Raw genomic sequence first — 20386 nt, 5'->3', positions numbered from 1 at the left:
CATCCACGAGACGCGCGAGTGGATCCTGCGCAACGCCCCGGTGCCGATCGGCACCGTGCCCATCTACCAGGCGCTCGAAAAGGTCGACGGAAAGCCCGAGGAGCTCACCTGGGAGATGTTCCGCGACACCCTGATCGAGCAGGCCGAGCAGGGCGTGGACTACTTCACNNAGCGCCGCACCGGCATCGTCTCGCGCGGCGGCTCCATCCTGGCCAAATGGTGTCTGGCACACCACAAGGAGAACTTCCTCTACACGCACTTCGGCGAGATCTGCGAGATCATGAAGGCGTACGACGTCGCCTTCAGTCTGGGCGACGGGTTGCGCCCCGGCTCGATTGCCGATGCCAACGACGCTGCCCAGTTTGCCGAATTGGAGACCTTGGGCGAGCTGACCCGCTTCGCCTGGGAGCACGACGTTCAGGTCATGATCGAGGGCCCCGGCCATGTCCCGCTGCAGATGATCGAGGAGAACGTCACCAAGGAGCTCAAAGACTGCTCCGAGGCGCCCTTCTACACCTTGGGCCCGCTGATCACGGATATCGCCCCGGCCTACGACCACATCACCTCCGGCATCGGTGCGGCCAATATCGGCTGGTACGGCACCGCCATGCTCTGCTATGTCACGCCCAAGGAGCATCTGGGCCTACCCGACAAAGAGGACGTGCGCGACGGCATCGTCACCTACAAGATCGCCGCACATGGTGCGGATCTCGCCAAGGGTCTGCCCGGCGCGCAGATCCGCGACAATGCGCTGTCAAAGGCCCGTTTCGAATTCCGTTGGGAGGACCAGTTCAACCTCTCTCTGGATCCCGAGCGTGCGCGTGAATTCCACGACCAGACCATGCCGCACGAGTCGCACAAGGTCGCCCACTTCTGCTCCATGTGCGGACCGCATTTCTGCTCGATGAAGATCACGCAGGACGTGCGAGACTATGCCCGGGCACATCGGCTCGACGACGTGGAGATCGCCCTCGAAGCGGGCATGCAGGAGAAGGCGAGCGAGTTCAGGAAGGAGGGGGCGCAGATCTACAGGGCGGTCTGAGCCGCGTCGACTCGCTTCGACATCAGCATGACCCGGGGACCGATGCGCTGCCCTGACCCGAGCGCACCACGGGGCAGCCGGCCATGCAAAGACCCTGGCATCTCGGGACTTGCAAGGCCGGTTGATTCGATCACCGAATATTCACGGGCGTAGGGTATATACTCTCGGGCTGGCTCGACACCCGGAATGTCCGCTCGAACCGAACCCATCGCCCGACCCGACCCCCGACTTCATCTTCTCCGGAGCTCCACTCGTGATCGAGACGTTACGCAATATCGCCATCATCGCTCATGTCGATCATGGCAAGACCACGCTGGTGGACAAACTGCTGCAGCAATCCGGGACGCTCGGGGATCGCTTCGGGCCGGTCGAGCGGGTGATGGACTCCAACGCGCTTGAGAAGGAGCGCGGCATCACCATCACCTCCAAGAACACCGCGCTGCGCTGGCGCGACTACCGCATCAACATCGTCGACACGCCGGGCCATGCCGACTTCGGCGGCGAGGTCGAGCGCGTGCTTTCCATGGTTGACTCGGTGCTGCTGTTGGTGGATGCGCAGGAAGGGCCGATGCCGCAGACGCGCTTCGTCACCAGCAAGGCGTTCCAGCATGGTCTGCGTCCGATCGTGGTGATCAACAAGATCGACCGTCCCGGTGCGCGGCCGGATTGGGTCATCGACCAGGTCTTCGATCTCTTCGATCGGCTCGGCGCCAGCGACGAGCAGCTCGATTTTCCGATCATCTATGCCTCGGCCCTGAACGGCTATGCCGGGCTGGACAACGAGGTGCGCGAGGGCGACATGACGCCGCTCTTCGAGGCGATCGTCGAGCACTGTCCGGCGCCCGAGGTGGATCCGGATTCGCCCTTCCAGATGCAGATCTCCACGCTCGACTACAGCTCCTTCGTCGGTGCGATCGCGCTCGGACGCATCCGCCACGGCAGCGTGCGGCCGAACCAGCAGATCGTCGTGGTCAAGCCGGACGGCGGGCGTTACAAGGCCAAGGTCGGCATCGTCTACGGCTATCTCGGGCTTGAGCGCCACGAAGTACCGCTCGCCACCGCCGGAGACATCGTCGCCCTGACCGGCATCGAGGCGCCGAACGTCTCCGATACACTCTGTCACCCGGATCACGCCGAGGCACTGCCCCCGCTCACCGTCGACGAGCCGACCGTGACCATGACCTTCCAGGTCAACACCTCGCCCTTCGCCGGGCGCGACGGCAAGTATCTGACCTCGCGTCAGCTCAAGGACCGGCTCGAGCGCGAGCTCATCCACAACGTCGCACTGCGTGTCGAGGAAGGCAACGACCCGGAGAAATTCCGGGTCTCCGGACGAGGGGAGCTGCATCTGTCGATCCTGCTCGAGACCATGCGTCGCGAAGGTTACGAGCTGGCCGTCTCGCGCCCCGAGGTCATCTTCCGCGAGATCGACGGACAGATCTGCGAGCCTTACGAGCAGCTCACGGTCGACGTGGAGGAGACATCGCAGGGCGCCATCATGCAGGCGCTCGGCGAGCGTCGCGGCGAACTCAAGGACATGGTCCCGGACGGCAAGGGTCGGGTGCGCCTGGACTACGAGGTCCCTTCGCGCGGCCTGATCGGCTTTCAGACCGATTTCATGTCCATGACCTCGGGCACCGGGCTGAAGTATCACATCTTCGACCGTTATCGCCCCGCCAATCCGGGCGGCATCGCCCCGCGGCGCAACGGCGCGCTCATCTCCAACGGCACCGGCAAGGCGCTCGGCTACGCGCTCTTCAGCCTGCAGGAACGCGGACGCATGATGGTCTCCCCGGGCGACGAGGTCTATGAAGGCCAAGTGGTCGGGATCCACTCGCGCGACAACGATCTCACCGTCAACCCGCTCAAGGCCAAGCAGTTGACCAACATCCGCGCCGCCGGCTCGGACGAGAACATCCTGCTGACCCCGCCGGTGAAGTTCACCCTCGAGCAGGCGCTGGAGTTCATCGAAGACGACGAGCTGGTCGAGATCACGCCGACGGCGATCCGGGTGCGCAAGCGGCATCTCACCGAAAACGATCGCAAGCGGGCCAGTCGCACCTAAACCGCGTCCGGAGCCGAGGTGATGTCCGGGAAAGGATCGACGCGCAAGGGGCGAATGCATGCGCCCCTACGACAGTCCCGACAGGTCGTCCGGGCATGCACAGTCGGGATGCCTATTCTCGGAAATCGCCTTAGAGCTGAGAGCCGATGGCTCTTTGCTGGGCCCAAAGATGATCGCTGGCGGCCGGCGGCTGAACCGTAACGAATCACACCATCGAACAAAACCCATGCCCGATCTCTATCGCCCCGTCGAGCCCTTTGCGACCCATCGGTTGGACGTCGACCACGATCACCGCCTCTATGTCGAGGAATGCGGTCGGCGGGACGGCATCCCCGCGATTTTTCTGCACGGCGGACCGGGTGCGGGTTGCGAGCCGGCCCACCGCGCCTTTTTCAACCCCGACCGCTATCGCGCGGTCTTGTTTGATCAACGCGGATGCGGGCGTTCGACACCCCACGCATCATTGACCGCGAACACCACATGGGATCTGGTCGCCGACATCGAGCGCATCCGCGAGCGACTCGGGATCGAGCGCTGGCTCGTCTTCGGCGGCTCCTGGGGCTCGACCCTAGCCCTCGCCTATGCCGAGACCCATCCGGATCGCGTCATGGCGCTGGTCGTTCGCGGGATCTTTCTCTGCCGCAACGAGGAGATTCGTTGGTTCTATCAGGAGGGTGCGAGCTGGATCTACCCGGACTATTGGGAGCAGTTTCTCGCCCCGATCCCGGTCGAGGAGCGCGGCGATCTGCTCATCGCCTATCACAAACGCCTGACCGGCGAGGACGAGGCGATCCGTCTGGCCGCAGCGCAAGCCTGGTCGGTCTGGGAGGGACGCACCGCGACACTGCGGGCGAATCCGGACATCGAGGCACACTTCGCCCATCCGCATGTCGCCTTGAGCTTGGCGCGGATCGAGTGCCACTACTTCATGAACCGGTCCTTCTTCCGTCTGAATCAGCTGATCGAAGACGCCCATCGTCTCCGAGACATCCCGGGCATCATCATCCAAGGCCGCTACGACACCATCTGCCCGATGCGCTCGGCTTGGGATCTCCATCAGGCCTGGCCGACGGCCGAGCTGCAGGTGATCGCCGATGCGGGCCACTCGGCGTTCGAGCCCGGCATCCGCATGGCCTTGGTGGCGGCGACCGACCGCTTTGCCGATGCGCTTGGCTGATCCAAGGGAAACGAGATTGGGCGCCGTTTTTGGAAATCGCCTTGAATCTCCTGAATCGCGTCCCGCCACGATCATGGATCAAGACCAGGCCGATCCCAACGCCGAAGCACCCCTGTCACTCCGGACGCGATTCAGGATTCAGCATGATCGGTTTACTGCAACGTGTCTCCCGTGCACACGTCGAGGTCTCGGGCGAGACGATCGGCAGCATCGAGCGCGGCCTGTTGGTTTTTGTGGGCGTGCAGCGAGAGGATACGGCCGCCCGCGCAGAACGCCTGCTGGAGCGTCTGCTCGGCTATCGGGTCTTCCCTGATGCCGACGACCGCATGAACCTCAGCCTGCGCGACATCCGCGGCGGGCTTCTCTTGGTGCCGCAATTCACACTCGCCGCGGACACCCGCAAAGGGACCCGTGCGAGCTTTACCTCCGCCGCGCCGCCCGACGAGGGCGAGCGCCTGTTCGACGACCTGGTCGCTCGGGCGCACGCCGCTCACTCCCGGGTCGCGACCGGGCGCTTCGGTGCCGACATGCAAGTCAGCCTAGTCAACGACGGCCCCGTGACCTTCTGGCTGGAAACCTGAGGACAATCCACGCTCAAGCCCGATCAAAGACCCGGGGCCAGCATCAAAACACCGACCGTCTCTTGCGCGCTCGGCCCGTTCCAGGGCCAGGGATCGATGCCGCCCGTCAACCAAGCATCGAGCTGGTCCCTGCGATGGCGCGAAAAGAGGTGTCCGGACTGGCCGAGCGGCAGCACGCCGCGGGTGCCTGCCCAATCCGCGGGCGTGTAGACGACCCGCATCGAGGCAATGAAGACGGGCTCCTCGGGTGCGAGCGGCATCGGTTTCATGACATTCACCGTATCCGCATGGCCGCCGACACCGATCGGACCGACGCTGAAGAGACGCCCGACGAGCGGCAGGGTGCCGAAGGCGTGCGGGAAGGTCAGGGTCCGAATCCGGTCGAGACGCGCATCCTGCGGATTGCCGATACGGTCATCGAGATCCGCCTTGGCGGCCCTGAGCGCCCGCGCCCAAATCTCGGCCGGGCCCTCGGTCCAGCGCGTCGTCACATCGTCCCAGAAACTCGACCGGCCGCTGCGGAGCATCTCCTGCAAGGGGCTGTAGGCGAACATGGCCATCGCCGTCATGGCTTCGAGGTCGACCCCGAGCTCGTCTTCGTAAAGCGCCCTGTAGAGCGCCGGTTCGAGCAGGGCAAAGAAGGCCGCGGACCGGCTCGACCCCGCCATGTCGCCGTCCCAGTCGAGCAGCTCTTCGGCGGCGATGTTCCAGGCAGCCTGGTCGACCGCCTGCAGATCGATCTCGATTGCGCGCAGGGCGGCTTGGGCCAACCGTGCTTGGGTGCTGATGCGATCGGTCTGGATGTCCGCCATCGTCTCGGACGTCAAGGGACCGGCCGCATCGAGCCGCTCGGCGATGCGCTCGGCGCGAAAGGGCGCCATCCAGGCGTTGCTGATGGTCACCGGATACTCGACCGGGACGATGCGGTTGTTGGCGGTGATCAAGGCCGCCCCGGGCGGATCGACGCGCCGCGGGTTGCGCGTCTGGGGCACGAGCCCCTGCCAGGCATAGCCGTCCACCCAACCCGGCGACGGGAAGGCGCCCGAGCCCTTGCCGCGGTGCGGCAGGACCCCGCTGACCTGTAAGGCGATGCTGCCGTCGCGGTGCGCCGACATGAGATTCAGGGCGACGTGCTTGAACTCCAGGATGGCCTCGCCGGCCTGCTCGAGCGTCTCGGCCTGGTTGAGACGCAGCAGCCCGGCGAAGGCGCGATCCGGGAGATCGTTGGTCTCGCGCAGGGCCAGCAGATGGGGCGTGTCCAGGCTCGGCAGGTCCATCGGCGTTTTCGTGATCGGGCCCAGGATATCGTTGACGATCACGCCGTTGCCGGTCGAGCGGATGACCAGCTCGACCGGATCGGCGCCCTTGACCGAGATGCGCTCGACCCGGGTCGCGATCGGCTCGGACCGTCCGTCCGCACGCTCCACACTCTTGCCGTCGGGCATGAGACGCTCGACGAAGATGTCCTGCGTATCGGCGATGGTGCTGGTGAAGCCCCAGGCGAGATCCCGATTGTGTCCGATCATGACCAGCGGGACACCGGGCAGGCTCGCCCCGACGACATGCAGATCCGCTGCAATCAGCTCCAGCATGTACCAGATCCCCGGCATGGATGCCGCCAGATGCGGGTCGTTGGCGAGCAGGGCCTCGCCGTCCGCCGTGCGAGGTCCGTTGACCGCCCAGCCGTTGCTCGCCGCCGCGGGCAAGGGCAGGCCGAGTCTGGCAACGATCTCCAGCACGGGCTCGATCGTCAGCCCTCGCCGGTTGCCGCGCACCGGAGAGCGCACCTGTTCCTGCACCAGCTCGCGCACCAGCTCGGGCGACACCTCCGGCGCCGGGATCCCGGCATCGGTCGGAAAGAGTTCGCGCGCCCGCTCCGAACCGATGCGGGCCGCCAGACGCAGAAAGGTCAGCTCGGCGCGTAGATTGTAGGACTGGGTCCAGGCCATGTAGCCGCCGATCAGGAGGCTGTCTTGCGGGGTCCAAGGTGCGGGCTCGGCGCGCACGATCAGGTACTCCAGCGGCAAGCGACGCTCGGCCGTCGCCTCGGCCCGATAAGCGTTCACGCCCGCCGCATAGGACTCGAGGAGAGACCTCTCATCGTCGTTCAATACAGCGAGGCTGCGCTCGGCCTCGCGATCGAGACCCATGGTGCGAAAGAAGCGATCCGCCGGCAGCACCAGGGCCCCGAACACCTCCGCCAAACGCCCGCCGGCGAGACGGCGCAGCAGATCCATCTGCCACATCCGCTCGCGCGCGACGACATAGCCTTGAGCGAACAGCAGATCATGGACGCTGTCGGCCTCGATCGTCGGGATCGCATGCGGCCCGTAACGAACGCGCACCGGGGCTTCGAGCCCCGGAATGGCCAGGCTACCCGCATAGCTCGGCTCGCCGCGTTTGGCGATCCACACCAGGCCGGCGGCGCCCGCCAAGACGCCCACAACCGGGATCGCAAGGACGAGCAATAGGATCCGACGCGGCATGCGTTGAACCTGCGTTCGGTTTCCGGATGTCGGCTTACGGCGTCGTGGGAGCCGTCGGCCGGATCCCCTTCATGAAGGCGACGAAGCCCTCACGCTGGGCGGCAACCAGCTCCGCCGGGCCGTGCATCTGCGGGTAGAGGTTTCCTTCCGGCGACTCGACGACGCCGGCGAGGAGCATCCGATCCGCCTGCACGTCCTCGCCCGGCCCCATCCCGACGCTGCGGCCGTAGCTGCCGCGCAGCTCGACCAACGTGGCCGGAATCGTCTCGGTGCCGATCTGCGTCACGGTCGGCTCGACCTGCGCGCCGTCGGGGCCTTGGAACTGAGACTGCCAGCGCTCGATGTTCGCCTCCAGCGTCCCGCCCTGACCGGGTCCGAAGAAGTAGACGACGAACTCGGCACCGTCGCCACCCTCGCCGCCGGGGGGCGCGGGAACCTTGAACTGGAGCTGGCGCATCTCGCTCTTGGGCGTCTCGACGACCCAGTCATCCGGGACGGATGACTGATAGGTCAGAAAGGTGACGGCTTGATCGGCCGCAACAAAAGCCGAGCCGGCGAGCAGGACGGGGGCGATCAGCAGCGAGCGCAGGACGATGGACATCGGGTTGTCTCCTTATGGTGTTATGGCTCGCGGGACTCGCAGGACCGAGGGTCCAATCAGGTCGAGCTCGGCGAGGGGACCTCAACGGGTCAACATTCGGTACTATCCGACCAGCCATCTCATGATAACCGTACCTGCGAGGAGTTGCCGCGATGTCCGATCGACCCGACGCCGACGCCGTCAAGACCTATCTGCTCGATCTGCAGGACCGCATCTGCGCGGCGTTGCGCGAGACCGACGGCGGAGCAGGTTTCCGCGAGGACGCCTGGGAGCGTCCGGGCGGCGGCGGCGGGCGTACGCGCATCATGCAGGACGGGGCCGTCTTCGAGCGCGCCGGCATCAACTTCTCGCATGTCTTCGGCGAGCGCCTGCCGCCCTCGGCAAGCGCGAATCGGCCCGAGCTTGCGGGGCGCGGCTTCCAGGCGATGGGCGTGTCCTTGGTCGCACACCCGCAGAATCCCTACGTGCCGACCTCGCATCTGAACGTGCGCTTCTTCATCGCTGAGCGACCCGGCGCCGAGCCGGTCTGGTGGTTCGGCGGCGGTTTCGATCTGACGCCCTATTACGGCTTCGAGGAGGACGTGCGACACTGGCATCGCGCCGCACGCGAAGCCTGCCTGCCGTTCGGCGAGGACGTCTATCCGCGCTACAAGGACTGGTGTGACCGCTATTTTTATCTCAAGCACCGCGAGGAGCCCCGCGGGGTCGGCGGGCTGTTTTTCGATGACCTGAGCGAAGGAGGGTTCGAGCACAGCTTCGCCGTCATGCGCAGCGTCGCGGAGGCCTATCTGCCGGCCTACCTGCCCATCGTGAATCGCCGCTGGGCGAAGCAATACGGCGACGAGGAGCGCGCCTTCCAGAAATACCGCCGCGGTCGCTATGTGGAATTCAACCTGGTCTACGACCGAGGCACCCTATTCGGGCTGCAATCGGGCGGGCGTACCGAGTCGATCCTGATGTCGCTCCCGCCGGAGGTGAGCTGGCGCTACGACTATCGCCCGGAACCCGGAAGCCCGGAGGCCGAACTCTACGAGCGCTTCCTCAAGCCGCGTGACTGGCTTGCCGAGGACGCACCCGGCGGGAACTAGGTTGTGCCGAGCCATGCGAGGCACACCGACCGCCGGCGGTCGTCGTGCTTCCGACCGTCAGCACAGGCTAGGGGTTTTGAATTTTCCGGAAAACGGCTCGGGCGACAGGTCAGCCCTTGCCGTATTCGGCCTTCGACCCCGTCATGTCCCACGCGAAGGTGCAGTCCAGATGCGAGAGGACGGAGATGAGTCCGCTCTCGCCGTCCTCGACCATCACAGCGATCGGCGCACGTTTGTTGAATTGCTTGTTGGCGCGTTTGACCCAGAGGTGGCGCATTTCCGGGTTGCGCGGAAAATAGGTGTGCAGGGCATCTTCGATCCGCACCAGGTAAGACAGCCGGCGATTGACCTGAGGATCGTCCGGAAAGCAGTCCTCGTCCCGATAGCGCGAGAGGTTCCGCGCCTTGATGCTGGCCGGCAATTGAAGAAGCACCAGGATGTCGCTCGCACCGAGATTCCAGCCTTCCAGCAGCGACATGATGCGGCGCGTCAGCGAGCAGCGCTCGTCGATCGTGAGTTCGGACATGAGTCGACCCTTCTCTGAGGCACGCTCGAGGGCGTACGGCTTGATGGTCGCGGGTTGGACGATCTCCGACCGCGCGTGTGGGAGTTGAGATGGCGCCGATGCGTTTCGGATGCAACCCGAGCGTGACGCGGGCGCGGTGCCGGATCGCGATCGAGAACCCGGGCGTCAGCGCGGAATGCGGGTGATCCGCAGGACCAGCGGGATCTGTCTCAGGCGGCGCATGATGCGCGCAAGATGCACGCGGCCCTTCACGAGGATGAGAAACTCCAACGCCGTCGTCATGCCGTCCTTCTCGCGCGAGTGGACGTTCTCGATATTGGAGCCCAGCTCGGCGATGGCCCCGGCAACCACCGCGAGCGCACCGCGTCGATTGCCGATCTCCACCCGGATCTCGGTCGGAAACTCCCCGTCCGGCTCGTTGGCCCACTCGACATCCAGACGTTTGTCGCGCTTGCTCTCCAGGCTGCCGAGGTTGCGGCATTCGCTGCGATGGACCACGATCCCGCGGCCCGGGCTGAAGAGCGCGGCGATGGTGTCGCCCGGGATCGGCCGACAACAGCGCGCGAAACTCACCACCATCCCCTCGGTGCCGCGAATCGCCAAGCGGTGGGGATGCAGATCCTTGACGGCCTGCATCGCTTGGGTCGCCTCCTCGTCGTCGCCCCCGGCCAAGCGCCGCGCTACAAGTGCGGCCAGACGATTGCCCAGCCCGATGTCCCCGAGCAGGTCCTCGAGCGTGCGTTGATTGGCCTCTTCCAGGTAGGCCGCGACTCGGATCGGGTCGAGATTATCCACATCCACCCCGAATGCACCGAGCTCCGCACTCAGCAGGCGCCGACCCAGCACCTGGGCCTCGCGCTGCTTGAGGTTCTTCAGATAGCCCCGGATGCTCGCGCGGGCCTTGCCGGTCACGACGAAATTCAGCCAGGCCGCATTCGGCTTGGCACCCGGTGCGTTGATGATCTCCACCGTTTGGCCGCTGCGCAGATGGGTGCTGAGCGAGACCATGCGCCGGTCGATCCGCGCGGCGACACAGGTGTTGCCGACATCCGAATGGATCGCGTAGGCGAAGTCGATGACCGTGGCGCCTCGCTTCAGGGTCAGGATCCGGCCTTTGGGCGTGAAGACGTAGACCTCGTCGGGGAAGAGATCGATCTTCACGTGATCGAGGAACTCCACCGAATTGCCCGCCGCATGCTGCATCACGAGCAGATTCTGCAACCACTCCGAGGCCAGCGTCGTAGCATTTGCCGTGGACGGCTCGCCGCTCTTGTAAAGCCAGTGCGCGGCGATCCCGGACTCGGCCATGCGCTGCATGTCCTCGGTGCGGATCTGGATCTCGATGTGGATGCCCTGCGGGCCGATGAGCACAGTGTGGAGGGACTGATAGCCGTTCGCCTTGGGGATGGCGATGTAGTCCTTGAATCGCCCCGGCACCGGCTTGTAGAGATTGTGGACCAGCCCGAGCACCCGATAACAGGTGTCGACCCGATCCACCGTGACCCGGAAGGCGAAGACGTCCACCACCTCCGAGAAGGCTCGGCGCTTCTCTCGCATCTTGCGATAGATGCCGTAAAGATGCTTGCGTCGGCCCTCGACCTCACCCTGGATATCCTCCTGATGCAGGGCCTGTTTGAGGGCCGTCTCCACGGTACCGACCATCTCGACACGCGCGCCGCAGGTCTTCTGCAAGGCGCGCTGGATGACATGGCGACGCCAAGGCCAATGGTGCAGGAATCCCAGCTCTTCGAGCTCGACCCGAACGCGGTTGATGCCGAGACGGTTGGCGATGGGTGCGAAGATGTCGAGCGTCTCGCGCGAGATCCGTCGGCAGGCATCCGGGTGCATGGAGCCGAGCGTGCGCATGTTGTGGAGACGATCGGCGAGCTTGATCAGGATGACGCGGATGTCGCGCGTCATGGCGAGCAGCATCTTCTGCAGGCTCGCCGCCTGGGCCTCGGCACGCGACTCGAACTCGATCTGCGAGAGCTTGCTCACCCCGTCGACGAGATCGGCGATCTCCTCGTCGAAGACCTCCGCGACCTGCTCCTTCTCGACCGGAGTATCCTCGATCACGTCGTGCAGCAGGGCCGCGATCAGGCACTTATAGTCCATGTGCATCTCGGCGAGGATGCGCGCGACCGCGACCGGATGGTAGATGTAGGGCTCGCCCGATTTGCGGCTCTGACCCTCGTGCGCCTCGGCCCCGAACAGATAGGCGCGATAGAACTCGCTGACCTGCTCGGGCGGGAGATAGGTCTCGAGATAGGCGCAGAGGTCGCTGATCAAATAACGGGCCACGGGCGCGCGGTCGAATGCCTCCACGGCGGACTGAATCGGGTGCTCGGTGGCCGGGGCAACGACGGGGAGGAAGGCGGTTTGCATGGATCCGGCATCGCACGGGCTCATGACGAAGCGCACAGTGCCCGGCGGTCGACCGCAGAACGACCGCGCTCTCCGGTGTCTCGCCGCGTCTCGTCCATGCGCATCGAGGTTCTACTCGGTTCTACTCGCGCGGATCGCCCTTGGGCTCCGCCTCGCCGAGCTCGGAGGCCAACTCCTCGGCGAGTGCCTGCTCCAAGGCGGCAGTGGTCTCGTCGATCTCGCGCTGGGCGGCCTGCACCATGGCGGTCGAGATGTGGCCCGCGGCGATCTCGCGCAGCGCCATCACGGTAGGCTTGTCATTGGCCCAAGGCAGGATCGGCTCGACGCCGTTCGCCAACTGGCGGGCACGCTTGGTTGCGAGCAGCACTAGGTCGAAGCGGTTGTCGACGTGATTGAGGCAGTCCTCAACGGTAATTCTGGCCATGCGAAATCATCTCCATCGGGGTCTCGAAAATCCGGGGGCGCCGGCGCACGGGGCCGGGGAATACGACGGACGCGGGTGCGAGGACTCGTGTTTCTTCGACAGGGGGGCGGGCTCGCCGTTCATGCCCCTCCGAGCCGACCGCCCACGCGGCAGCCTTATCCTAAGAGCCTAACATACATGGCGAAGCAGCAGGGAGCGGCGGCGCGCCCGCGTCAGATCAGGGCATCGAGCAGGAACCCCAGCCGCGGCCGCTGCCGCTCCAAACGCTGTCGCTCGGCGAGAACGATGGCCGCGAGTGCATCCAGGGCCGTGTCGAACCCGTCGTTGACGACCAGATAGGCATACTCCTCGACATGCGCCATCTCGTCGCGCGCCTGCGCCATCCGATCGGCGATGACCGCGTCGCTGTCGGTGCCCCGCCCGCGCAGCCGACGCTCAAGCTCAGCGATCGACGGCGGCAGGACGAAGATCCCGACCGCCGCGCCGAAGCGTTCGCGCACCTGGCGCGCGCCCTGCCAGTCGATCTCCAGGATCAGATCCTGCCCGGCAGCCAGTGCCTCGCGGACATCGGCCTCGCGCGTCCCGTAGAGATTGCCGAAGACCTCGGCATGCTCCAGAAACTCACCCGCGGCGGCCGACTCCCGAAACAGCGCCTGATCGATGAAATGATAGTGCACACCGTCCTGCTCGCCGGCGCGAGGCGCGCGCGTCGTGCAGGAAACCGACAAGGAAAGGCCTGAATCACGCGCCAAGAGCGCCTTGACCAACGAGGTCTTCCCGGCACCCGACGGTGCCGAGACGATAAAGAGGATGCCTTCGCTCATGAATGCGCTCGACTGTTTGAAACAGGGGTTGTCCGGCCGATGTTGACCGCGCGGATGACTATCTGCCGGGCCATCCGGCAGGAAACCGAGGATCAAGACGAGACTCGCGATCGGGCGGCCTGCACGCGGCATCGGTCACCGGATAAGGATCCCAGAATATCGCGCTCGCGCCGGGCGCGCACGCGGAACGAGCGCGGGGAGCGATGATCGCAGCGTTCCAGCCGCCGAGATCGCGCGGCGGAGTTGGTTTCGTCTGCCGCGACGTGCTACAAACCCGTTGATTATGAGGGCCACCGGACAATCGGAACCGAGCAGACCGAGGCTCCGAGCTCCAACCGGTTGACTGGAAAACAGGCCAGCCTTACCGACCGCCTCGGATTCAAGACGCGAGATCTCACGGACCATGACCTTGCCGACCATCTTCGACATCTGCACGCCGCGCCAGGACGTCCTGAGGGGCACGATCTCCGAATCGGACTTCGCGGCTGACCTTGCCCAGGTGCTGCGCGGCGACGCTCCGCAGGAATACCTCGACCCGGTCAAATTCTTCGCGAACACGCACCCGACCCGCGGACTCAAGGACCTGCTGCGCAATGTCTGTCTGCGTCTCGCCGGAAGTCCGGATCAGGTCGCCGCGATCTTCCGGCTGGACACCAAATACGGCGGCGGAAAAACGCATGCCCTGATTGCGCTGACCCACGCCACCAAAGGCATGACCGGCGTTCCCAATACGGCCGAGTTCCTGGACCCTGCCATCCTCCCGACGACGAAGGTCCGAGTCGCCGCCTTCGATGGCGAGAACGCCGACCCCCTCAACGGCCGCCTCCTCGAGCCGGGTCTGCGCGCCTACACGCCCCGGGGCGAGATCGCCTACGCCCTCGCCGGCCGGGAGGGCTATGAGCGGGTGCGCCGCAGCGACGAGCAAGGCGGAGCACCGGGCGCAGCAACCATCCAGGAATTGTTCGGCGGCGAGCCGACGCTGATCCTGATGGACGAGCTGTCGATCTACCTGCGCAAGCTCAAGGCACGGGACCGCGAGACCGCGGGCGGTCAGCTCACGGCCTTTCTCACCGCACTGTTCAAGGCGGTCGAAAGCTCGCCGAACGCCGTGGTGGTCTACACGCTGGCGATCGGCAAAGGCGGCAAGGCCACCGATGCCTATAGCGATGAAAACCAGTTCATCGCCGATAAGATGGAAGAGGCCGAGAGCGTCTCGGCCCGCAAGGCCACGCTGCTCGACCCCACGGAAGAAGACGAAACCGTCAAGATCCTGCGCCGCCGGCTCTTCGACCGCATTGACGATGCCGCAGCGACCGCCGTCATCGAATCCTACCGCCAGATCTGGGAGCAGCACCGCGACCACCTGCCCCCTGTCGGTGGCCGCGACGCGCGCCTGGACGCCTTCGCATCAGGCTACCCGCTGCACCCCGAGCTGATCGACACCCTGCGCGAGAAGATGTCCCCCTGGGCAATTTCCAGCGGGTCCGCGGCATGCTGCGCCTGCTCGCCCGCAGTGTCGGCCGGCTCTGGGAGCAGCGTCCGGCCGATGCGTACGCCATCCATCTGCATCACCTCGACCCCGGCTTCGAACCGATCCGCCAGGAGATCGTCACCCGGCTCGGCCAGCGCCAGTTTGTCCCCGCCATCAAGTCCGACGTGGCCGCGGTGGATGGCGATCAAAGCGCGCTGGCACAGCAGCTCGACACCGACCATTACAAGGGACTCGCACCCTATGGCTCCTACGTCGGCCGGGCGATCCTGCTTCACACCCTGGCCTTCAACGAGAATCTGAAGGGCGCTACCCCCGAGGAGCTACGCTGGTCGATCCTCTCGCCCGGCACGGACCTGAGCTTTATCGACGACGCCCGGCGTCGCTTCGTGCAGGGCTCCGCTTATCTGGACGACCGCCCGAATGTCCCGCTGCGGTTTCTGGCCGAGGCCAACCTGACCCAGATCCTGCGCCGTCAAGAGCAGCATGCGGATCCCGGCGAGGCCCGCGCCCAGCTCAACGACCGCATCAAATCGATCTTCGGCGGGACCGTCTTCAACCTCTACCCCTTCCCCGGCGGCCCCTACGAGGTGCCCGACGACGCGGGCGACGGCAAGCCGTCCCTGGTCCTCATGGGGTTCGATGCCGTGGAGGTTGCATCGGACAATGTCGCCGTCCCCGAGCTGGTCGGTCGCATCTATGCACAGAAGGATGTGAGCGGGGGCCTGCGGCTCAACCGCAACAACCTCGTCTTCCTGTTGGCCGATCAGGCCCGCAAGGAGGAGATGCGGCATAAGATGGTTCGGCGTCTGGCGTTAAACGAGCTGCGCCGCCCGGAGCGGCTCAACGAGCTGCCCGATCATCAACAGGACCGGATCAAGGAGTGGTACCAACGCTCCGAGCATGAGCTGGCCCTGGCCATCCAGCAGTGCTACCGGCACGTCATCTATGCCTCCAAGCACCGGATCGATGGCGCGGAGCTGGACCTCGCGCATAGCGCCATCGACGTGCAGAGCGCCTCGGACAAGCCCGGCCAAGGCCAGAAGCAGGTGGTCGAAGTCCTGCGCGCCAACAAAAAACTGCGCCTGCCCGAGGACGAGCCGGACTCGGCGACCTATATCCGCGACCGCACGCCCTTGAAAAAGGGCACCATCACCACCGCCGCCCTGCGCGCCGAGTTCCGACGCGACCCCGGCCTGCCGATCCTGGTGGGCGACGATTGCTTCGTGAAAGGCATCCGTCGCGGCATCGAGGGAGGCGAATTCGTGTATCAGAGCGGCGATCTGATCCACGCCAAGGGCGACCCCTGGGCCAACATCCATATCGATGAGCAGTCCTTCGTCCATACCGCCGACTATGCACAGGAGAGCGGCATCTGGCCGAAGGTATCCAAACCGCCGCCTGGACCCGGCCCGAGCGGCGCCGGCGGCGAAACGGGCAACGATGAAGGCACTGGTCAAACCGCAGGCGGATCAACCGGATCCGGCGGAACAACAGGCACCGCAGGCGGGAAAGACCCCGGGGCAGGCACGTCCGGCGGATGCACCACGGGCGGTGGCACCGACTCCACCGGCCAGACCACGCAGCCATCGAACACGCTGACTGAAGAGGGCGTCCTCAAAGAGGCCCTCACCAAGCTCTGGGAACGGGCGCGGGCGCGCAAGTTCACCCGTATCCGCACCCTGGAGCTGCGTCTCTTCGACGCGACCGACGCCTTCCGCCTGCTGGGTCTGGTTGCGGCCGTTCAGGGTGCCACGAAGCAGGTCGTGATCACGGGCAGCTATGAGACCGCCGAGGGCGGAATCCTGGAGATCGAGTTCAACGGTCAACCCGCGGACGCCCAGCCCGTCAAAGATTTCCTTGATCCCCAATTGCGCGCGGCCAAAGAAAAGGATCTGTCGGCTCGCTTCGATATCCGCTTCGACGACACCGGACTCAGCCTCGCCGGAGACATCCCGGAAAAGCTCGCCGAGCGACTGACCCGCTTCGGCACCGGCGCGGCCTATGTGGCGATCACCGCCGAGGGCAGCGCGTGAACGCCTTGCCCTCGTACACACCAGCAGACCAATCGGGCCGCGCCGGGTCCGGACCGGATGCGGCCATGCCGAAATACGAGCTGTGGGTTCGCACCCATGGCGCAGAAGATTTGGAGATGGAGATCTGGCAGGTTCCGGCCCCCGCCACGCCACACATCAAGGTCCCGGTGCGCATTGCCGGTCTGCGCGGGCGCAATCTCGCACTTGTCGAGCATCGCGTGCTGCGGCGGCTCGCCAAGGCCCGCATCCAGCTCGGCGGACCCTTGGCCGACGCGCGTCAGATCTTCAGCCTCGACGAGGACCTGGCACTCAATCTCGGGCTCCTTTTCCGGGTTCTGGCGCCCATGCGCAATCGCGAATACATGCGCGCCTGCGCCGAGGGCATCGAGGAGATGGGCCGCGAGGAGGCCGCCTACTGGCTGGGCATGGCCATGCACCGCAAGTACCCGCGGCGCGTGCTCATGTCTCTGCGTTTTCTGTTGATCGATCCCAAGGCTTGAGACAGGCAGAGTATAGTGATGAGTGGCTGGAAACGAATTCTTGAACAGTGACTTATCATCTTTGGTTTGCTGGCCCAGTCCTTGATCGGTGGCTGGACCAGGACCAGCGGCATCCACACTCACAGCGATCCCGGGCGCTCCAAGACCGGGTGGAGGCTACATCATGCCGAACTTGACCCTCGCGATCCCGGAATCCGCACTGTCCGCCTTACGGCGCTCGCCGGCCGAGCTTGGCCGCGAGATGAAACTGGCCGCTGCGATCCACTGGTACGGACGCGGACTGATGTCGCAGGAGCGCGCGGCGGAGTTGGCCGGTCTGAACAGGCGCGATTTCATTCATGCCCTGGTCCGGGAGGGTGCGGACGTCTTTGTCCTGGATGACGACAGCCTGGTGCGCGAGCTTGGCCTGGATGCGTCTGGCGAGACCACGGCCCCATGAGCGGGGGCGAGCTGCGGCTGGTGGTCAATACGTCGCCGTTGATTCACCTCGCGGAGGCCGGGCGACTGGATTTACTGCAAGCCGCCGCCCCAGCCGTCTGGGTCCCCGAGCCGGTTGCTCAGGAAATCCGCGCCTACGGACCCCAAGACCCCACCGCCCAGGCGCTGGCCGCCCGGCTCTGGCTGGAGGTTCAACCGGTTCAGGTCGTGTCGGTGCAAGTGCTGGCCTGGGACCTGGGGGCGGGTGAAAGCGCAGTGCTGGAGTTGGCGCGGGCCTGCCCCGGCAGCACGGCCCTGATCGATGACCTCGCCGGACGGCGGTGCGCAGAGGCATTGGGTATACCTCTCAGGGGTACCGTCGGCCTTGTGTTGGCGGCGAAGCAGGCTGGCCGCATCCCGGCCGCCCGCCCCGTGCTCGAACAGCTCCGGGACCGTGGGATGTATCTCTCCGACGCGGTCCTGCAACGGGCCTTGCGCCTGGTGGACGAGTAACCCCCGTGCCGTGCGCACAGTCCCTTTACGATTCGTTTGCTACGAAAGTGGCGCCTCACAGCCTCGGCCGGGTTCGGATTCCCTTGGCAACAGGCAGGACCAGTGGCCTCCGCATTCCGAGCGATTCCGGGTGCTCCAACACCCGGCGGAGTCAACTTCATGCCGAACTTGACCCACGCAATCCCGAATTCCACGCTCTACGACCCGAGGCGCTCGCCGGCTGCTTTCGATCTGGGGAGTTCGACGACCGCTGCGCCAACATCCCAGGGCGCATCGGCACAGACCTGTCCCGGACAGGTCGCGGAAATCGCCGACCCCGGAAGCGGCCGGGGCGCCCGGTATCGCTGGACGGGCGTTAAATGAGCGCGAGGAACGCGCAATTCCATTCTCTGAGCCATTTCGCGGGTCTAAATGGCCCGTCAATGGCTCGCTACCATTTACCGATCCATTTGCCGACCCATCCGACATCCCCATGACCACCCGCCTGATCGAGACCTGGTTGCCCATCGCCGAGATCGGCCTGGAGGGCCTGCGCGAGCGGACCCCCATGACGCCCTTCCCGGCGCCTAACCGGCTGCATGTCTGGTGGGCGCGCCGTCCGCTGGTCGCCTCGCGCGCCGCGATTCTGGCCGCCCTGCTGCCGGCGGACGCGGACCGGGAGCGGTTCATGCGGGTGCTGGGGATTCATGGAGATCCGGTGGCGGCCAAGGTCCGCATCGCGAAGGCCGACCGCGCCGGCGAGCGCCTGGGGGCCGACGCGTACGGCTATCCCAGGGCCTTTACGTACCTCCCGTCGCGGGAGGACCTGGAGTGGTTGAGGTACGAATCCGGGCGTGTGGGCATTCACCTGCCGACCGTCCTGGATCCCACAGCCGGCGGCGGCAGCATTCCCTATGAGGCGACCCGGCTGGGTCTTGCGACCATCGCGAACGACTTGAACCCGGTCGCTGCGCTGATCCTGCGCGCCACCGTGGAATGGCCGCTCGACTTGGGTTTGGAGGTCAAGCAGACCTTCGAGCACTTTGGCGCGGAACTCGCATCCCGGGTGCGCGAGCGGCTTGCTTGGGCCTTTCCCCCGGAACCCGGCGACGACTGCCGACCGGACGGCTATCTCTGGGCGCGCACCATCACCTGCCCCTACTGCGACGGGCTGATCCCGCTGTCGCCAAACTGGCGCCTGGCGCCGGACGGGACCGGGGTGCGGCTGTTGCCCGACACCGCGGCCGGGCAGCGGCGCTGCGGCTTCGAGATCGTCGGCCGCGCGAAGGAGCAATCCGCCGGCACCGTCACCGGCGGCGACGCCCATTGCCCCTACCCGGACTGCGGCCGTGTGGTGGACGGCGACGAGGTCAAGCGTCAGGCTCAGGCGGGCCAGATGGGCGAGCAGCTCTACGTCGTGGTCTACAAGCGACGCACTTGGACGACCACCAAGACCGGCAAGAAGCGCGAGAAGTGGGTGCGCGGGTACCGCGCCCCTCGCCCCGAAGACGATGTCTCCGACCTGATCGCCGAACGCCTGGCAGAGAAGCTGCCGGAGTGGGAAGCGTTGGACTTGGTTCCTTCGGAGCGGTTTCCGCCCGAAACCAATGACGACCGGCCGATACAGTTTGGCATGCCGCTCTGGCGAGACCTTTTCTCGGCGCGGCAACTCTACTGCCACGCCACCAGCGTCGAAGTCTTCCGAGAACTGCTCGCGGAGGAAGAAGCGAATGGCTCGCTTACGGAAACGAGCCGGGCAGCCCTCGGATATCTCGCCCTATCTCTCGACAAGCTACGTGACTACAACTCACGAATGACACGCTGGCATAGCAACCGTCAGGTGATGGTCAATACCTTCGACCGTCATGACTTTGCCTTCAAATGGTCCTATGCCGAGATGGCGCCACTCATCGTCGGCCTCGGCTACGACTGGGCCATCGAGCAGACAGCCAAGTGCATCGGCGAGCTTGTGGACCTGGTCCGTCCCGATATCGACGTCAAGGCCGCCAAGAAGCAAACGCGCCACGCGGATCTATTCGCCGCGCCGCCCTTCACCCCGCCCCCGGTCACCATCACCTGCAAATCCGGCGACGGCCTTGATCATCGTTTGGTCCAACTGCTTGCGGACCCTGCGTCGTCAGGGCTTCCAGCCCTGATTCTGTCAGGCCAGGATGGCCTGACTACGCATTTGGCGGCCGATGTGGGCGAAGGGATGATCGAGGCCCCGGCGGGCCTTGATCATCGGTTGGTCCA

At 65.6% G+C, this 20386-nt stretch carries 16 protein-coding genes; 10 read left to right on the top strand and 6 right to left on the bottom strand.

The genetic code is table 11. The annotated features are described in order from the left end of the window. Nucleotides 1–40: 40 nt before the first annotated feature. The 4 genes from thiC to dtd all read left to right on the top strand — a co-directional run bounded on the left by thiC (nucleotide 41) and on the right by dtd (nucleotide 4865). Nucleotides 41–1042 (top strand): phosphomethylpyrimidine synthase, encoded by a 1002-nt coding sequence (gene thiC / locus B4N44_RS11200; protein ID WP_422664312.1) that lies wholly within the window; start codon nucleotides 41–43, stop codon nucleotides 1040–1042. 253 nt (nucleotides 1043–1295) lie between these two features. After that, nucleotides 1296–3107, top strand: a complete 1812-nt coding sequence (gene typA, locus B4N44_RS11195) for a translational GTPase TypA (protein ID WP_232410392.1) — start codon at nucleotides 1296–1298, stop codon at nucleotides 3105–3107. 226 nt (nucleotides 3108–3333) lie between these two features. Beyond that, a complete protein-coding gene (gene pip, locus B4N44_RS11190) occupies nucleotides 3334–4284 on the top strand; it encodes a prolyl aminopeptidase (RefSeq protein ID WP_296700782.1) in 951 nt (316 codons plus the stop codon). Between the two features lie 143 nt (nucleotides 4285–4427). Beyond that, nucleotides 4428–4865 (top strand): D-aminoacyl-tRNA deacylase, encoded by a 438-nt coding sequence (gene dtd, locus B4N44_RS11185; protein WP_296700780.1) that lies wholly within the window; start codon nucleotides 4428–4430, stop codon nucleotides 4863–4865. 23 nt (nucleotides 4866–4888) lie between these two features. Here dtd and B4N44_RS11180 read toward each other — a convergent pair whose 3' ends face one another. Beyond that, a complete protein-coding gene (locus B4N44_RS11180) occupies nucleotides 4889–7351 on the bottom strand; it encodes a penicillin acylase family protein (protein WP_296700778.1) in 2463 nt (820 codons plus the stop codon). A 34-nt stretch (nucleotides 7352–7385) separates the two neighbouring features. Then, nucleotides 7386–7952 carry a hypothetical protein gene (locus B4N44_RS11175; protein WP_296700776.1) on the bottom strand — a complete coding sequence of 189 codons (567 nt, stop codon included), beginning with the start codon at nucleotides 7950–7952 and terminating at the stop codon, nucleotides 7386–7388. Between the two features lie 152 nt (nucleotides 7953–8104). Here B4N44_RS11175 and hemF point away from each other — a divergent pair, with 152 nt between their 5' ends. Then, entirely contained in the window at nucleotides 8105–9040 is a 936-nt protein-coding gene (hemF, locus tag B4N44_RS11170) for an oxygen-dependent coproporphyrinogen oxidase (protein ID WP_296700774.1), read from the top strand. Nucleotides 9041–9149: 109 nt separating this feature from the next. On the opposite strand, the gene B4N44_RS11165 is transcribed toward hemF, so the two are convergent. The 4 genes from B4N44_RS11165 to gmk all read right to left on the bottom strand — a co-directional run bounded on the left by B4N44_RS11165 (nucleotide 9150) and on the right by gmk (nucleotide 13199). Continuing rightward, on the bottom strand, nucleotides 9150–9566 hold the full coding sequence (locus B4N44_RS11165) for a DUF2384 domain-containing protein (protein ID WP_296700772.1): 417 nt from the start codon (nucleotides 9564–9566) through the stop codon (nucleotides 9150–9152). A gap of 165 nt (nucleotides 9567–9731) precedes the next feature. Then, on the bottom strand, nucleotides 9732–11951 hold the full coding sequence (locus tag B4N44_RS11160) for a RelA/SpoT family protein (protein WP_296700769.1): 2220 nt from the start codon (nucleotides 11949–11951) through the stop codon (nucleotides 9732–9734). A gap of 121 nt (nucleotides 11952–12072) precedes the next feature. Beyond that, nucleotides 12073–12375, bottom strand: coding sequence for a DNA-directed RNA polymerase subunit omega (gene rpoZ / locus B4N44_RS11155; protein ID WP_007193609.1), 303 nt, complete (start codon nucleotides 12373–12375; stop codon nucleotides 12073–12075). A 212-nt stretch (nucleotides 12376–12587) separates the two neighbouring features. Further along, the gene (gene gmk, locus B4N44_RS11150) at nucleotides 12588–13199 is read right to left on the bottom strand and encodes a guanylate kinase (RefSeq protein WP_296700763.1); all 612 of its coding nucleotides are present in this window, start codon (nucleotides 13197–13199) and stop codon (nucleotides 12588–12590) included. 403 nt (nucleotides 13200–13602) lie between these two features. Here gmk and B4N44_RS11145 point away from each other — a divergent pair, with 403 nt between their 5' ends. From B4N44_RS11145 to B4N44_RS11125, 5 genes are all read left to right on the top strand, one after another. Continuing rightward, nucleotides 13603–14991: a DUF499 domain-containing protein gene (locus B4N44_RS11145; protein ID WP_296700762.1), complete on the top strand. Its 1389-nt coding sequence runs from the start codon at nucleotides 13603–13605 to the stop codon at nucleotides 14989–14991. A 1798-nt stretch (nucleotides 14992–16789) separates the two neighbouring features. Then, entirely contained in the window at nucleotides 16790–17224 is a 435-nt protein-coding gene (locus tag B4N44_RS11140) for a DUF7680 family protein (protein ID WP_296700760.1), read from the top strand. Between the two features lie 163 nt (nucleotides 17225–17387). Then, complete coding sequence (locus tag B4N44_RS11135; protein ID WP_213460128.1) at nucleotides 17388–17663, top strand: UPF0175 family protein; 276 nt, start codon at nucleotides 17388–17390, stop codon at nucleotides 17661–17663. Beyond that, a complete protein-coding gene (locus B4N44_RS11130; protein WP_296700754.1) occupies nucleotides 17660–18154 on the top strand; it encodes a DUF3368 domain-containing protein in 495 nt (164 codons plus the stop codon). Before B4N44_RS11135 ends, B4N44_RS11130 begins: the two co-directional genes overlap by 4 nt. A 472-nt stretch (nucleotides 18155–18626) precedes the next feature. Next, the coding region (locus tag B4N44_RS11125; RefSeq protein WP_296700752.1) for a DUF1156 domain-containing protein at nucleotides 18627–20386 on the top strand (1760 nt) is incomplete at its 3' end.

Source organism: Thiocapsa sp. UBA6158, from assembly GCF_002423035.1.
Taxonomy (GTDB): Bacteria; Pseudomonadota; Gammaproteobacteria; order Chromatiales; family Chromatiaceae; genus Thiocapsa.
This window is presented reverse-complemented; position numbering and strand designations above follow the sequence as displayed.